At 67.2% G+C, this 14,122-nt stretch carries 13 protein-coding genes and 1 pseudogene; 7 read left to right on the top strand and 7 right to left on the bottom strand.

What is annotated here, in order from left to right; translation table 11 throughout:
- Positions 1 to 152: 152 nt before the first annotated feature.
- Positions 153 to 1,613, bottom strand: coding sequence for a TrkH family potassium uptake protein (locus RWX45_RS07840; RefSeq protein ID WP_316023171.1), 1,461 nt, complete (start codon positions 1,611 to 1,613; stop codon positions 153 to 155).
- A gap of 378 nt (positions 1,614 to 1,991) precedes the next feature.
- Between RWX45_RS07840 and RWX45_RS07835 the strand changes: the two genes are divergently transcribed.
- The 3 genes from RWX45_RS07835 to RWX45_RS07825 all read left to right on the top strand — a co-directional run bounded on the left by RWX45_RS07835 (position 1,992) and on the right by RWX45_RS07825 (position 3,618).
- Positions 1,992 to 2,234, top strand: a complete 243-nt coding sequence (locus RWX45_RS07835; protein ID WP_316023170.1) for a helix-turn-helix domain-containing protein — start codon at positions 1,992 to 1,994, stop codon at positions 2,232 to 2,234.
- Between the two features lie 197 nt (positions 2,235 to 2,431).
- Positions 2,432 to 2,530, top strand: a complete 99-nt coding sequence (locus RWX45_RS07830) for a 30S ribosomal protein bS22 (RefSeq protein ID WP_003792170.1) — start codon at positions 2,432 to 2,434, stop codon at positions 2,528 to 2,530.
- Positions 2,531 to 2,598: 68 nt separating this feature from the next.
- The gene (locus RWX45_RS07825) at positions 2,599 to 3,618 is read left to right on the top strand and encodes a LacI family DNA-binding transcriptional regulator (protein WP_316023169.1); all 1,020 of its coding nucleotides are present in this window, start codon (positions 2,599 to 2,601) and stop codon (positions 3,616 to 3,618) included.
- 69 nt (positions 3,619 to 3,687) lie between these two features.
- On the opposite strand, the gene RWX45_RS07820 is transcribed toward RWX45_RS07825, so the two are convergent.
- The 5 genes from RWX45_RS07820 to RWX45_RS07800 all read right to left on the bottom strand — a co-directional run bounded on the left by RWX45_RS07820 (position 3,688) and on the right by RWX45_RS07800 (position 8,968).
- Positions 3,688 to 4,296, bottom strand: coding sequence for a DUF624 domain-containing protein (locus RWX45_RS07820; protein WP_316023204.1), 609 nt, complete (start codon positions 4,294 to 4,296; stop codon positions 3,688 to 3,690).
- A 65-nt stretch (positions 4,297 to 4,361) separates the two neighbouring features.
- Positions 4,362 to 5,618, bottom strand: coding sequence for an arabinan endo-1,5-alpha-L-arabinosidase (locus RWX45_RS07815; protein ID WP_316023168.1), 1,257 nt, complete (start codon positions 5,616 to 5,618; stop codon positions 4,362 to 4,364).
- A 5-nt stretch (positions 5,619 to 5,623) separates the two neighbouring features.
- Positions 5,624 to 6,538, bottom strand: a complete 915-nt coding sequence (locus RWX45_RS07810) for a carbohydrate ABC transporter permease (protein WP_316023167.1) — start codon at positions 6,536 to 6,538, stop codon at positions 5,624 to 5,626.
- A gap of 7 nt (positions 6,539 to 6,545) precedes the next feature.
- Positions 6,546 to 7,547, bottom strand: coding sequence for a sugar ABC transporter permease (locus RWX45_RS07805; protein ID WP_316023166.1), 1,002 nt, complete (start codon positions 7,545 to 7,547; stop codon positions 6,546 to 6,548).
- Between the two features lie 62 nt (positions 7,548 to 7,609).
- Positions 7,610 to 8,968, bottom strand: a complete 1,359-nt coding sequence (locus RWX45_RS07800; protein ID WP_316023165.1) for a sugar ABC transporter substrate-binding protein — start codon at positions 8,966 to 8,968, stop codon at positions 7,610 to 7,612.
- Positions 8,969 to 9,256: 288 nt separating this feature from the next.
- Between RWX45_RS07800 and RWX45_RS07795 the strand changes: the two genes are divergently transcribed.
- From RWX45_RS07795 to RWX45_RS07785, 3 genes are all read left to right on the top strand, one after another.
- Positions 9,257 to 10,330, top strand: a complete 1,074-nt coding sequence (locus tag RWX45_RS07795; protein ID WP_316023164.1) for an arabinan endo-1,5-alpha-L-arabinosidase — start codon at positions 9,257 to 9,259, stop codon at positions 10,328 to 10,330.
- 127 nt (positions 10,331 to 10,457) lie between these two features.
- Complete coding sequence (locus tag RWX45_RS07790) at positions 10,458 to 11,684, top strand: UDP-N-acetylmuramate dehydrogenase (RefSeq protein WP_316023163.1); 1,227 nt, start codon at positions 10,458 to 10,460, stop codon at positions 11,682 to 11,684.
- Positions 11,671 to 12,492, top strand: a complete 822-nt coding sequence (locus RWX45_RS07785) for an inositol monophosphatase (RefSeq protein WP_316023162.1) — start codon at positions 11,671 to 11,673, stop codon at positions 12,490 to 12,492. Before RWX45_RS07790 ends, RWX45_RS07785 begins: the two co-directional genes overlap by 14 nt.
- Before the next feature lie 100 nt (positions 12,493 to 12,592).
- On the opposite strand, the gene RWX45_RS07780 is transcribed toward RWX45_RS07785, so the two are convergent.
- Positions 12,593 to 13,627: an adenosine deaminase gene (locus RWX45_RS07780; RefSeq protein WP_316023161.1), complete on the bottom strand. Its 1,035-nt coding sequence runs from the start codon at positions 13,625 to 13,627 to the stop codon at positions 12,593 to 12,595.
- 192 nt (positions 13,628 to 13,819) lie between these two features.
- Between RWX45_RS07780 and RWX45_RS07775 the strand changes: the two are divergent.
- Positions 13,820 to 14,122, top strand: a pseudogene (locus RWX45_RS07775) (aminoglycoside phosphotransferase family protein); the annotation flags it as partial.

Here is a 14,122-nt window from a genome sequence, read left to right as displayed (position 1 = left end):
AACGGTAGTCGCTTGCAGCGGGTGGGCCTACCAGGCTGTCGCGGCGAGCATGTCTGAATGTGATGTGACGATGCCGCGCGCGGTGCAGATGAGCGGGGTGGCTCCCGTACGGGAGCGTGTGTCCGAGCCTGGCCTGATCCGGCTGCACCGCCTCAGCCGATGAGGGGCCGCTCGGCGGGCATGTGGATGACGCGACGGCGCTCGCGCAGCGCCAGGGCCGAGGCGGCGGTCATGGTACCCACGCGGCCGATGAACATGAGTACCACGATGACGTACTTGGCGCTCGTCGGCAGGATCGGGGTGATACCCGTCGACAGGCCGACCGTGGCGAAGGCGCTGATGACTTCGAAGAGGATGCGGTCCAGGGTCAGGTCGGTCAGCTGCAGCAGCAGCAGGGAGGCCACACCCACGATGGTGGCACCGATGAAGGCCACCGCCACGCTCAGTCGCACGGTTGACAGGGTGATACGCCGCCCGAATGCCTCAATGTCCTGATCCCCGCGGGCTTCTGCCAGAATCGCCAGCACCAGCACCGCGAAGGTCGTCACCTTGATGCCGCCCGCTGTTGATGCCGAGCCGCCGCCAACGAACATGAGCGCGTCCTGCAGCAGCCAGGTCGACTCGTGCATGTGCTCCGGCGCGATGGTCGACAGCCCCGAGGAACGCGCATTAACGCTGTTGATGAGGGCGGTGAGGATCTTGCCGCCTGTGGGCAGGGTGCCGTAAGTGTTGGGATTGGTCCACTCGAATGCGCCGATGGCCACCGCGGAGATGACGCTGAGTGCCGTGTACGTGGTCAGGGTCAGCTTGCTGTGCAGCGTGAGCTGCCGGGGACGACGGCGGCGGCGCACGAGGTCGCGGATGACCGGGAAGCCGATGGCGCCCAGGAATGTGCCCAGCACGATTGGCAGTCCTATCCACCAGTCGCTGGCGTAGGGGGCCAAGCCCTCGGGCATGACGACGAAACCGGCATTGTTGAAGATGGACAGTGCCATGAAGAACGCGTACCAGGCGGCATGGCCGAAATCGAGTCCCAGGGTCAGGAAGCGGGGCAGGAGCACTGCCATGAGTACGGCTTCGACCCCGAAGGCCGTGTAGGCGACGGCGCGCAGCAGCGACATGACATCGCCCAGGCGTGACATGTTCTCCGACGCGGCGAGCATGCGTTGCGTCAGTCCGAGGTGGCGCGACACGGCGAAGGACAGCAGCGAGGCGAGCGTCATAATGCCCAGGCCGCCAATCGCGGCTCCGACGATGATGACGACTTGGCCGAAGAAGGACCAGTAGGTGGCGGTGTCCACCGTGGTCAGCCCGGTCACGCACACGGCCGACGTCGCGGTGAACAGTGCGTCCACGAACGGAGCGCGCTCCCCACTCGCGGTGGCGATCGGTAGGCTGAGCAGGGCGGTGATGCCGACGACGATGACGGCGAAGACGGTAATCGCCAGACGCGCGGGGGAGAAGCGCGCCACCCGGTGGAACCAGCTGCGCAGGCCCAGGCGGGTCAGCAAGCCGCGTATTCCGCCGACTTCCTCGCCGGCAGCCAGCTCCCGTGCCAGATCGTTGGGATCGACCGGCTCGGTGGGGTCGGTGGGTTCGGATGTGCCCATCATGGCGGTATGACTCGCGGCCGGGTCTGCGGTGTCGCGAGCTCGCGCACGCCGGATGCGGCCCCGCCACCCCGCCCGGGGCTGTGGCCTCCCCGCGGGTGATAACGACGAGGGAGGCGCTCCGGATTCGGGGCTCGGCGAAGAGGACACGGGCCCATTGTGGGCCATGAGGCGCGGTGGTGGGGCGAGGTGGGACCGTCGCGCCCGATCGGGATGTGACTGGCGTGTGAGATGCGGCGCGCGCGACAAATGAGAGAAGAAACAACCTGTGCGTCAGTTGAGACACAGGTTATATTGGAGTCGTTCCGCAACCGCGAGGCTGTCGTATATGGTCCCGACCCCCTCGCGCTCACTCCGACCTGACGACAGGACACCACAGCCATGGTATCGGGCACCTCGAACCCACCCAGCGCCTCGGGCGCCCCCAGCTTTCTCACCGTGGCCGAAGTGGCCGCCATGCTGCGTGTGTCGAAGATGACCGTCTATCGCATGGTCCACTCGGGGGATCTGCCCGCCATGCAGGTGGGTCGCTCCTTCCGCGTTCCCGAGCGCGCGGTCCAGCAGTATCTGGCGGCGGGTCTGGGTGACTGGGGCCACGAGGACTCGGCGTCGACCGGATCCTGAGACCCGCTAGACTCCACCTGTCACCCGTGTGGTCGGGCCCGGCCCGTCAGCGTGGCGGTTGATAGCCAATCGCCCGCAAGCGGCCATCACCGATGGTCGCCAAGGCATCCGCAGTCCGGCCACCGCGCTCGTTCAATCACGCGCCGGCGTCGCCGGCCGCACGAGCAGGCCAGCACAAACAACTATAAGGAGCCTCCATGGGATCTGTTATCAAGAAGCGTCGCAAGCGCATGGCCAAGAAGAAGCACCGCAAGCTTCTGCGTAAGACGCGCCACCAGCGGCGCAACAAGAAGTGAAGTGAACTGTGCCCGGGGCCCGCTCCCCGGGCACATACGCATCCGACCGGATCTGGCAGGAGCACCACATGGCGGTGACCATGCACGACGTCGCCCGTCTGGCAGGGGTCTCGGTCAAGACTGTCTCAAACGTCGTCAACGACTATCCGTACGTCCGCGAGAGCACGAAGGCGAAGGTCCTTGATGCCATAGACAAGCTCGGCTACAAGGTCAACCAGTCGGCGCGCAACCTCCGTCGCGGCTCCACCGGGCTCGTGTGCCTGGCGGTTCCCGAACTGAAACTGGCGTACTTCGCCGAGCTTGCGGACGCGGTCATTGCGGCGGCGGAAAAGTACGACCGGACGGTGCTCATTGAGCAGACGAACTCCGACAAGGAACGTGAGCTGCGGGTGCTCCATAATTCTCGGCAGCACCTGTTTGACGGGCTGCTGTTCAGCCCACTGGAGCTCGGCCAGGAGGATATCGCCCAGTTCCACGTCGACTACCCCTTGGTGCTGCTGGGCGAGCGCGTTTTCGGAGCTCCCGCGGACCATGTGACGATGGCCAACACCGAGGCTGCGGTGGTAGCCACGGAGCACCTGTTGGCACTGGGGCGCAACCGGATTGCCTTGGTCGGTTCTCACGCCGGTGAGGTTGTCGGCTCGGCGGGTTTGCGCGAGGCCGGCTACCGCCAGGCGCACGCACAGGCGGGCCTTACGGTTGATGAGTGCCTGGTGCGCGAGGTCGGATTATGGCATCGCGCGGGCGGTGCGGAGGCCACCCGAAAACTCATTGCCGAGCGCATCCCCTTTGACGGCATCTTCGCTCTCAACGATGCCATGGCCATCGGCGTGCTGCACGAGCTGGTGGGTGCCGGTATCCGGGTCCCCGAGGATGTCGCGGTGATTGGTTTCGACGACGTGGAGGACGCCCAATACACGCAGCCGTCGCTGAGCACCATTGATCCCGGTCTGGAATGGATCGCTCAGCGTGCGGTCGATCTCCTCGTGGCGAGAATCGATGAGCACCTGGCGGGTCAGTCGCCTGCCCCGTACCGCCATGAGGTGGCTCCCTTCCGGCTCGTCGAGCGACAGTCGACGGCGCACTGAGCGGCACGCGGCAACGGGCGCCCGCTCCGCGGTCGCTTGCGGGCCGGTGATGGTTCGCGCCGGCACAGCTCAGTAGCTGGCGGTGTTCCCCAGCTCAGGAAGCGCCCCGATACGACGCAGACGCTCACGAGTCAGCAGGGTTGCGGCGGCAAGTGGCAGGCTGACACCAACCAGCACCCCCAGGAGCGGCCAGCACCAGGCCACGCACGCTGCCCCCGCCACCGTCACCACGACGGCGAGGGTTGTCGGCGGCGAGGCCACCGCGGCGCCCGCCGCCCGGCGCAACAGCGGTTTGGGCTCTTGCTTGCTTGGGGAAGCCAGCAGCACAACCGCGTAGCACAGCGTGACCAGGCACATGACGCAGATGACGGTGACCGGGGCGATAAGCGCGATCAGTGCGCCCTGTGCGCGGGACAGGATCGCCAGGTCTACCGCGCCGATGAACATGACGCCGGTCAGCACCGCACCGGGGCGTGCCGCGTTGCGGAAGACGGTTCGATAGATGCTCCAGAAGTCGTGCCACAGGTGCATGGAAGGATCCCGACGGCTGCGCCGGGCCAGCTCATGCACGGCGCAACTGGCGGGTAAGACTCCGAACAGCACCAGGCCGGGGAGCAGACCGAGCCACCACAGCAGGTTGAGCGCGACCAGCTGCGTGGCTACGCGTAGCCAGCCCATCACGGTCCCTCCCCAACCTGGGAGGTCGATCTCGACCTGTTCCTCCGGCTCTGGGCGACGCCGCGTCATACGGCCCGGACCCCCAAAACGATCTCGCCGTCAACCAGACCTGCGAAGGAGGTCGAGGCGTGGGTACGCCACAGGACCGCGTCAATCGCAGCGCCGTCAATGGCGAGGGTGGCGCGGACCTCGCGGTGTCCCGCGGGAACCGGAAGCAGCTCTGTCAGTGCGACTGGCTGCTCCCGTGGGCGCACCGGATCGGTGGAGTCGGCGCTAAGACGCCAGATTTGCCACGGTCCCGTCAGGTCAGCGGCGTTGACGTCCTCGAGGGGCAGACCGTCGTAGTCGACCGGACTGACCACCGGCCAGCCACTGCTCGTGAGCGCCATCCGCCGCAGCTGTGCCCGGTGACGCTGCGGGGCGGCGCCTTCACGCACATGGTGGACCAGGAGCATGCCGTCGGTCGTGAACAGATGATTGGAGTGCCCAGGGGCCAGATCCGTGCGTCCGGACGGCATGACGAGGGATCCGAGGATCTTGGTGCCCCCATCCACCTGAGCACCTTCCTGCGAGCCCAGGGGACGGCCGGCGGCATCAAGAAACGGCCCCTCGGGACGCTCCGCGCGCGCCGCACGAATGTTGTAGGAGTCGAAGAGCGAGTCGAAGGAACACAGGAGGAGGTAGCGCCCGGTCTCGGCGTCGAACCACATGTGGGCGCCCTCGACGGGGCCGTTCTCCGCCGTCGTGCGGCGGCAGATCGGCACGCCCAGGTCACCGGGGCGGAGTGCTAAACCATCCGCGTCCAGGGCGATGAGCCGTAGCCCGCCGAAGAACGATCCGTAGAGCATGAGATCGGTGCCCTCCGGAGTGCGGACGATGGCGGCATCGATGGCGTTGACCGGATCCTCGGCGCGGGTTCGCACCACCGGGCCGCGGTCGGTCCACGGCCCTTCCAGGTCGGTGGCGACCGCCAGATGGATGCACGAGCGCCGTGAGCCAAAAGTAGAGGCCGAGTAGTACATGCGGTATTCGCCGTCACGCTCGACGACGTCGGGGGCCCAGATCCCCTGAGCAGCGGACCAGCGACGAGCCGACTCGGGGACACCGTCGAAGGCGTGCCCCACCCACCGCCAGTTGACAAGGTCGTCTGAGCACCTGACTTGCACGCCGACTCCGGGGGAGCCGGCGACGTCCGTGTCGGTGGAGAACATGTAGAAGCGGCCCTCGCGCGACCGGATGACCGTGGGATCGTGGGCGCCCCGCACGCCCGGGTCCTGCCCGGCGGATAGGTCGTCGACCACCGGCTGTTCAGTATGTGGCATCGGTGTCAGGCTTTCGTTCCGGTCAGTGCGACGGACTCGATGATCTGCCGCTGGAAGACCAGGAAGATCACGAAGATCGGCAGCAAGGCGACGATGGAGGCCGCCATGATGAGGGGATAGTCGGACTGGATGGCGTAGTTCGCGTTGAAGTTGGCGATGACGAGCTGCAAGGTCTGCTTCTCCGGGCTGTTGAGGTAGATCGTCGGCGCCAGATAGTCGTTCCATACCCCCATGAACCACAGGATGAACTGCGCGGCGATGGCGGGGCGGATGAGCGGAAGGATCATTCGGAAGAAGATCTGCGGGAAGGAAGCGCCATCGACACGGGCCGCCTCGATCAGTGAATCGGGCGTCGAGGTGAGGTATTGGCGTAGGAAGAAGATCATCATGATGTTCCCGAACATGCCGGGCACGATGAGTGGCAGCAGGGTGTCGACCCAGCCGACCTTCGAGAACATCATGAATTGGGGGATCATGAGTGTCGGGAAGGGGATCATCATCCCGGAGAGCAGCAGGAGGAACAGCGCATTCTTGCCCGGCAGGCGCATTTTGGCGAAGGCGAAGGCGGCCAGGGCCGAGACGAACGATCCGACGATCGTCACGGACAGAGAGACGATGAGGCTGTTCTTAATGCCGCTGGCCAGCGGCCCCTCAGTCCAGATGCGCAGGTAGGTGTCCCAATGCGCGGGGTTGGGGATCCACTCGGGTGGCAGGGCGAAGACGCCCTCCTTGTCCTTGAGCGAGGTGGCCAGCATCCACAGCAGCGGGGCGATCATGATGACCGCGCCGATGGCCAGCAGGATGGTGATCCAGATGTTGGTGATGGTGTAGCGCGTCTTCGCCTTCAGCTGGGGCCGGGTGCGGGACGATGAAGCGGTGATGTGATGAGTCTTCTGAGCAGCGGTCGCCGGAGTCTTCATGGTTGCCTCACTCGACGCTGAACGCGTTGCGCGCGTTCATACGCATTTGAATCGCCGTGATGATGAAGATGAGGACGCCCAGGACGAGCGCCATCGATGTCGCATAGCCCATCTGCAGGTTCTTGAAGGCCTTCTGCCAGATGTACCAGACGATGGTCGCGGCGGAATACTCGGGGCCCCCGGTGGGAGTCATGATGTTGATTTCGGTGAACATCTGAGAACCGTTGATGATGTTGGTGACGATGAGGAAGAAGGTCACGGGACGCACCATCGGCAGCGTGATCGAGATGAACTTGCGCCACGAGCCGGCACCGTCAAGCTCGGCGGCTTCGTACAGCGACCGGGGCACAGACTGGATCGCCGCCAGGTACAGCAGCATTGAGTAGCCCAGGCCCTTCCAAACCGACATGATGATGATTGCCGGCTTGACTGTGGCCGTGTTCTGGAGCCAGTTGGGTCCTTGAATCCCGAATAGGCTCAGCACCTGGTTGACCAGGCCGTAGTCGCCGTTGTAGGCCCACTGCCACAGAATTGCGATCGCGGCCAGCGAGGAGATGACCGGGATGTAGTAGACGGTGCGGAAGAAGGTCCTCCCCGGTAGCTTTCGGCTCAGGGCGATGGCGAGCAGGAGGGATAGGACCAGCCCGATCGGAATGCCCAACATGTAGAAGAACGTGTTGAACAACGTCTTGCGGAAGTAGGGGTCGGAGGCGATTGCGACGAAGTTGTCTAGGCCGATGAAGCGCGGCGCCGACAGCCCGTTCCATGACGTGAACGAGGCGTAGATGGAGTAGCCCAGGGGGAAGAGGGTGAAAAGCAGGAAGCCGATGACGGGGGCGGCCACGAATACGGTCGCCCAGCGGTGCTCGCTGCGATGCAGCGTCGACTTGCGGTGTGGTGCAGCTGAGCCTCGGTTCGGCTCGGACGCCCGGGAGGTCGGTGCGCCAGCACGTGCCCGTGCCGACGTCGCCGATGCTGGGGCGGAGGTGAGAGAAGTGGCGGTGGACATGAGGAGAACTCCCGGTCCACGCCGAGGGGTGCCGCCGCACGGCCGCACCCCTCGACGCGGGGTCAGGCGCCGGCCTGGGCCTGCTTGGCGGCCTCGACGGCGGCGTCCAGCTTGGCTTGCATGGTCGGCTGGACTTCGGCGCAGTATTCAGCAGCGGTTTTCTCCCCATCCAGCACGGGCTGAATGTTGGTGAAGAACTCGTCGTACCACTCCGGGCTCCATGTCACCGCTCCGGGCAATGCGTGGCCGTCGGTCTCAACGATCTGAAGGAACTCCTCCTTGTTGGCCGGGGCGGTCTCGGTGTCGGTGGCGTACTCGTTCTTGGCGTAGTCAATGAGGTTGGGGATCTGAATGCCGGCCTCAACGAGCTGCTTCTGGCAGTCAAGGTCCGCGGAGAGGTAGGCAACCAGCTTGGCGGCGAGCTCGGGGTACTTGGTTCCGGAAGAAACGGCGATGCCCAGGGAGCCGATGTAGGTGCTCGGCTTGCCGGTCTTCCCGGCAGGGAACGGAATGAGGTCCCATTCGAAGTCGAGTTCCTGGTAGGTCGACACGTCCCATGGGCCAACGGGGAAGAAACCGATCTGACCGCGCATCCAGCGCTGGTAGGTGTCCATGGTCTGCGCCTGCGCGATCGACGGGGTGATGCCGTGGACGTTCTGCATGTCGGCGAAGAACTGCAAGGCTTCGGCGAACTCGGGGGTATCCACGGTGACCGTCGTGTGCTCCTCGTTGCACCAGTCGCCGCCGTTGGACCACACGAAGGCCTGCAGGCACCAGTTGACGTTCAGACCCGTGCCCCACTGGTCGAGTTCACCATCGCCATCGGTGTCGCGGGTGAGCTGCTTGCACACCTCGATGAACTCATCCCAGGTGTAGGGCACGTCCTTGTCCGGCAGGTCGAGGCCGGCAGCCTCGAACATGGTCTTGTTGTAGCCGAAGGCGAAGGGGCCGACGTCCTTGGGCAGGCCATAGATCTGGCCCTTGCCGACCTGGGTGCCGTCGTAGCGGTAGGAGTCCACGCCGTAGGCCCAGATGTTGTCCAGGTCGACGTCGCCGAGCATGTCGGTGATGTCCATGACGATGCCGTTCGAGGCGAAGGACATGACCGAGCCCTGCTCGAGGTAGAAGACATCGGGGACCTGGTTGCCGGTGATCGCGGCCTGCAGCTTGGTGGAGTACTGATCGGCGTCGGTGGTAATGACCTTGACGGTGCAGTTGTTGGCCTTGGAGAAGTTGTCGATCGCGGTCTGGTAGGCGGCCTTCTCGTCCGTACCGCCGCGGAACATGTAGGTCAGCTCCGGAGTGCCGGAGTCGGAGGAACCTCCGGAGCCGCAGCCCGTCAGGGCGGAAGCTCCGGCCAGGGCGCCTGCGGCCAGGGCGAGCGAGTTGAAGGAGCGACGGCTGAGCATCTGGCGCTTCATCTTTGAAGAACTCCATTCGGGAGGGATGGGGCTGCGTTGGCCCACTCGGTTTACAACGTTAGAAAGCATGACACGTGACGTCGCGCACGTCAAGTGTCGAATATGTGCTGATTTGAGGGTTAAACATCGGTTGTTGACAGGCTGCCAGGTTCTGCGCATCATGTTCTATAACGATGTATTACCGAGTTCGGTGCTGGCGTCGGGCAGAACGGTTCGACGTTGATCGCACTCCGGCGGGGCATAGGAGCCTACCGGGCCGGGATCGTAGGGCGGAGGCAGGAACCACCAATGAAACGACGTTCCCTCTTAGGGCTGGGCGGTCTTGTGGCGTCCCAGACCCTGCTCGCTGCGACGAGTGGCTGCGCCGCGCTGGATGATCGCGTCGCTGAAAACGGACCGAGTGCCCAGGTGCCCGCACTCGCGGGCGACCTCCTCGCCCACGATCCGGCGCTGCTCCTGGACGAGAAGGGACAGCCGCTGGCGGTCTTCTCCACCGGGGATGCAAGCATCGCCGGTGGCGCCATCCTGGTGCGTGTGAGTGCTGACGGGGGTACCACGTGGGGGAGGCGGAACGGTGCCTGGAGCCTTGCCGATGAGCCGGCATGGACGCATGAGGCCGTTCCCGGACTGACGAATTACTGGGCCCCCGATGTGCAGCGCGTGGGTGATGAGATCCGCCTGTATTACGCGGTGTCGACCTTCGGGTCTGCACGCTCGGCGATTGGGCTCATGGCCAATTCTTCCTTCGACCCCGCAGCCCCGCAGGTGGGCTGGGAGGACCGCGGCATGGTCATGAGCTCGGGCGACGGCGAGAACTACAACGCGATTGACCCCTCTGTCCTCACCGATGCGGAGGGACGGACCTGGATGGCATTCGGCTCGTTTTGGAAGGGAATCTTCGCCGTCGAGCTGGGGGAGGACGGTCTCAGGGCAGATCCCGAGGCGCCGCCCATTCACCTGGCCGACCGCGGCACGGCTCTCAACGACGTCGAAGGGGCTGCCCTGACGCGCCACGGGGACCACTATTACCTGTACCTGTCCTTCGGCACCTGCTGCCAGGGGACGGAGTCGACGTATGAAACTGCGGTCGGTAGGGCCGAGACGATCACCGGCCCGTACCTCGACCGCTCCGGTGTGCCGCTCCTCGAGGGCGGCGGGACGGTTCTGCTTGGCAGCCAGGGCTCCATGATCGGCCCGGGCGGCGGCGCCGTGGCCGGAGATTGGCTGGTGCACCACTACTACGACGCAGACAACGGCGGTGCCCCTACCCTGGCGCTGCGGAAAATCGCCTGGGACGACGACTGGCCCGTCCTCCTCAGCAGCGAGGAGCTCCGGTCCACCACGCAGGCCCCGAGTGCCTAACCGAGCGGCGGTCGCCTATCCTTCATGTCATCACGACTGGAGCGGAGCAGCCATGCCACAAACCCCTCACGCCGGCCGTTTCGGCCTTAACGTGCCCGAACCGCTTGCCGGCACCGAGGCGTGCACCATGCCCATATCCGTCCACGCCGACCCCGCCGACTGGCCGGCACCCGTACCGGCGCTTGCTCGGCCGCTGGGGCGGGACGGCGCGGAGCCCGGCGGCCGGCCGCCGTCGCTGGCGGAGCTGACGACCCTGCGCGTGGGCGGCCCGGTCGGCAGCTACATCGAGGCCCGTAGCGAGGCCGAACTCATCGACGCCGTTCGCGAGGCCGACACCGCGGGCACGCCCCTGCTGGTCATCGGCGGAGGATCCAACATCGTCGGCGCCGACACCGGATTCGACGGCGTCGTCGTGCGCGACGCCCGCCAGGAGGTGACCCTGTCCGCCGACGACCGCTGCGGAGGCGTGGAGTTCACCGCCACCGCCGGCACCACCTGGGACGACCTGGTGCGCGAGGCCATCGCCAGCGACTGGGGCGGCTTCGCCCCCCTGTCCGGCATTCCCGGAACCGTGGGCGCCGCCCCGGTGCAGAACATCGGCGCCTACGGCGCGGAGGTCGGTGAACTACTCGCTTCCGTGCGCGCCTGGGACCGGGCGACGGGACAGCCGGTCCAGCTCCCACTCGCCCGCCTGCACTTGAGCTACCGCGATTCCGCGCTCAAACGCTCCCTGACCGACGCCGACGTCGGCGGTGGGCGCACGTGGGGGCCGACCGGACGCTGGGTGGTGCTGTCGGTGACCTTCTCGGTGCGTGCCGCTTCCCTGTCCGCCCCCATTGCCTACGCGCAACTCGCCCATACCCTGGGGGTCGAGGTCGGGGCCCGGGTGGATGCCCGGGCCGTGCGCGAGGCCGTCCTGGAGCTGCGCCGTTCCAAGGGCATGGTGCTGGACGACGCCGACCACGACACCTGGTCGGCCGGCTCCTTCTTCACCAATCCGATTCTCACGCAGGATGCGGCCGCTGCCCTGCCCGAGGACGCCCCGCGCTTCCCGGTCACCGACTCCACCCGAGCGGTGGCGGGGACTCGGGAAGCGCCGGTGATCGAGGGCCTCGTCAAAACCTCCGCCGCCTGGCTCATCGACCACGCCGGGTTCGGCAAGGGCTTCGCCCTTTCAGAGGCCGGTGCCGGGACGGCGCCCGCCAGCTTGTCCACCAAGCATGTGCTGGCGCTGACCAACCGGGGCGAGGCCCGCGCCGCCGACCTGGTCGCCCTGCGCGACGCCGTCGTAGCGGGGGTACGCGAGCGCTTCGGCGTCAGCCTGGTTCCGGAGCCGGTACATGTCGGCTTCTGAACCCCGCGACAACTTCGGCAGCGGCGGCGCCGAGCCCGCCGCCGACCTGGCCGAGCTCCTCGACCTGGCCGTCACCGTGGCCCAGGAAGGCGCGGCGATCGCCCGCGACCCGGGGCGCGACCTCGACGTGAGCACGAAGAGCAACCGCAATGACCTGGTCACCGTGGCCGACCGGCTCGTCGAGCAGCACATCGCCGCCCGCCTGGAGGCCGCCACCGGCTACCCGCTGCTCGGCGAGGAGGGGCACACCATCGACACCTGGGACGGGCGCGTGTGGGTGCTCGACCCCATCGACGGCACCCTCAACTATGTGGAGACGCGACGGGACTACGCGGTGTCTTTGGCGCTGTGCGAGAACGGGACGCCGGTGCTGGCGGTTGTTATCGACGTCGTCGCCGACCTGTGCTACACGGCGGTGCGCGGCGGCGGTGCACGGTGCAACGGCCGGCCCCTGCCCGTGGCAGCCGACCGTGCGCTGGCCGAGGCCGTCATCATCACCGATGTCAAGGAGCTGCAAGCGCTGCCGCGGCTGGCCCGCTGCGTGGAGGACTCCCGCGGGCACCGCCGCTACGGCTCCGCTGCCCTCGAGTGCGTCGCCGTTGCCACCGGGCAGGCCGGGGCCTTCCTCCACCTGCGGCTGTCCCCCTGGGACGTGGCCGCGGCCGCATTGATCTGCACCGAGTGCGGCATTCGTGTCACCCGCCTGGACGGGGTCCCCCTCGATCTGCGCTGGCCGGGATCGGTGCTCGCTGCGCCGCCGCGGCTCCATGACGAGCTCGTGCACCGCCTCGTGGTTGCCCCGTACTAATGGCCGAGGACGCCATGCCCTGGCGCCGACGCCTGTGCGCACGAGCAGAGCCAGCACGGGGCAGTCGACACCCCGCGGCTTATGGACGGCTCACGGGTGGCTACTGGGCGGGTGCCGACGGCTCCGCGGCGAGCCACGCGTCCACCTCGGCGAGCCAGCGCTGCTTGGAGGAGGGCGCGGCGAGCGAGGCGCGGATCGAGCCGCGCGCCAGCTCCGCCAGGGCGGCGTCGTCCAGGCCCAAGCCGCGTGCGATCTCGTACTGGTCCACCAGCCGGGACTGGAACAGGAGCGGGTCATCCGCCCCCAGCGCCACCTGGGCGCCGTGCTCGAGCAGGGTCGGCAGCGGCACGTCCTCCGGCTCCCGGTACACCCCCAGGCACACATTCGATGCCGGGCACACCTCCAGGCTGATCCCGGCGGCGGCGACTGCATCTAACAGGGCGGGATCCTCACTGGTGCGAATGCCGTGCCCCAGGCGGGTCGGACCGAGTGCGGAGACGACATCGCGCACATGCTCCGGGCCCAGCAGCTCGCCGCCGTGGGGGAGCGATGCCAGCCCGGCCCGCCGGGCGATCGCGAAGGCCGGCCCCCAGGAGGAGGTCTCACCTGCCCGTTCGTCATTGGACAGGCCGAAGCCGACGACGCTGCCCGGCTCGTCCCCGGCGTAGCGGGCCGCCAGGCGCGCCAGCGTACGTGCGTCCAGGGGGTGGCGTGTGCGCGAGGCGGCCACGATGACAGCCACTTCAATCCCCGCCAGGATGGTCGCCTGCTTGGCGGCGTCGAGGATGATCTCCAGGGCCGGGGTGATCCCGCCGACGAACGGCGCGTAGGAGGTCGGGTCGACCTGGATCTCCAGACGGCGGGATCCTTCCGCGGCGTCGTCGAGCGCTGCCTCCAGGACGATGCGCCGCATGATCTCTTCGGTGGTGACCAGCTGGCGGGCGGTGTCGTAGGCGCGCTGGAAGCGAAACCAGCCGCGGTGGTCGGCGGGCACGTGCAGCGGGTCCCCCTCCAGGAAGGACGAGGGCAGCCGGGTGCGTGCCGAGGAGGCGAGCTCGACGAGCGTTTCCAGACGCATGGAGCCGGTGAAGTGTAGATGCAGGTGCGCCTTGGGGAGGGAGGAGAGATCGCGCATGGCGGGATTGTGCCACCCGCGCCTCCCCCTCCACCGAGACCGGCACTAATAACATGCCGAAACCGGCACTAATGACGCACCGAAACCGGCACAAGTGACGTGCCGAGACCGGCACCGCCATGGGGCTCCGACTCTCAGAGTCGTGATCCCCACCCGACCCCCACAGTGACTCGGGTGAGGCAGACTGTGCTCATGAGCGTCACCATGGCCGGTCACGAGCCCGAGGAGGTCGCCCTGCTCACCGGGGCGCGCGCCGCCTCCGTGCTGGCCGCCGCGCTCGCCCCGGCCGGCCAACAGCTCATGAGCTGGGAGGTCCACTCCGTCCACCACCGGCCCGGCGCGGGGGTTTCGGTCGGCTACACCGCCGTCGTCGCCCGCCCGGACGGCAGCCGCAGCACCGAATACCTGTGCGCCACCACCGCCCGCTTGTCCAACCCGCACGCCTCCGGCCTGACCCGGGTGGCACCCACCGGCGGGGACGGGCCGGTCGTGCAC

Source organism: Actinomyces sp. MRS3W (assembly GCF_032465695.1).
Taxonomy (GTDB): Bacteria; Actinomycetota; Actinomycetes; order Actinomycetales; family Actinomycetaceae; genus Actinomyces.
Note: the sequence above shows the minus strand (reverse complement) of the source record. Positions and strands in the feature narration are given on the sequence as shown.

What these genes read in the sequence shown, in the direction of transcription:
- RWX45_RS07840 (WP_316023171.1), bottom strand. Translation starts at nt 1,613, where the DNA reads ATGATGGGCACATCCGAACCCACCGACCCCACCGAGCCGGTCGATCCC.
- RWX45_RS07835 (WP_316023170.1), top strand. Translation starts at nt 1,992, where the DNA reads ATGGTATCGGGCACCTCGAACCCACCCAGCGCCTCGGGCGCCCCCAGC.
- RWX45_RS07830 (WP_003792170.1), top strand. Translation starts at nt 2,432, where the DNA reads ATGGGATCTGTTATCAAGAAGCGTCGCAAGCGCATGGCCAAGAAGAAG.
- RWX45_RS07825 (WP_316023169.1), top strand. Translation starts at nt 2,599, where the DNA reads ATGGCGGTGACCATGCACGACGTCGCCCGTCTGGCAGGGGTCTCGGTC.
- RWX45_RS07820 (WP_316023204.1), bottom strand. Translation starts at nt 4,296, where the DNA reads ATGGGCTGGCTACGCGTAGCCACGCAGCTGGTCGCGCTCAACCTGCTG.
- RWX45_RS07815 (WP_316023168.1), bottom strand. Translation starts at nt 5,618, where the DNA reads ATGCCACATACTGAACAGCCGGTGGTCGACGACCTATCCGCCGGGCAG.
- RWX45_RS07810 (WP_316023167.1), bottom strand. Translation starts at nt 6,538, where the DNA reads ATGAAGACTCCGGCGACCGCTGCTCAGAAGACTCATCACATCACCGCT.
- RWX45_RS07805 (WP_316023166.1), bottom strand. Translation starts at nt 7,547, where the DNA reads ATGTCCACCGCCACTTCTCTCACCTCCGCCCCAGCATCGGCGACGTCG.
- RWX45_RS07800 (WP_316023165.1), bottom strand. Translation starts at nt 8,968, where the DNA reads ATGAAGCGCCAGATGCTCAGCCGTCGCTCCTTCAACTCGCTCGCCCTG.
- RWX45_RS07795 (WP_316023164.1), top strand. Translation starts at nt 9,257, where the DNA reads ATGAAACGACGTTCCCTCTTAGGGCTGGGCGGTCTTGTGGCGTCCCAG.
- RWX45_RS07790 (WP_316023163.1), top strand. Translation starts at nt 10,458, where the DNA reads ATGCCCATATCCGTCCACGCCGACCCCGCCGACTGGCCGGCACCCGTA.
- RWX45_RS07785 (WP_316023162.1), top strand. Translation starts at nt 11,671, where the DNA reads ATGTCGGCTTCTGAACCCCGCGACAACTTCGGCAGCGGCGGCGCCGAG.
- RWX45_RS07780 (WP_316023161.1), bottom strand. Translation starts at nt 13,627, where the DNA reads ATGCGCGATCTCTCCTCCCTCCCCAAGGCGCACCTGCATCTACACTTC.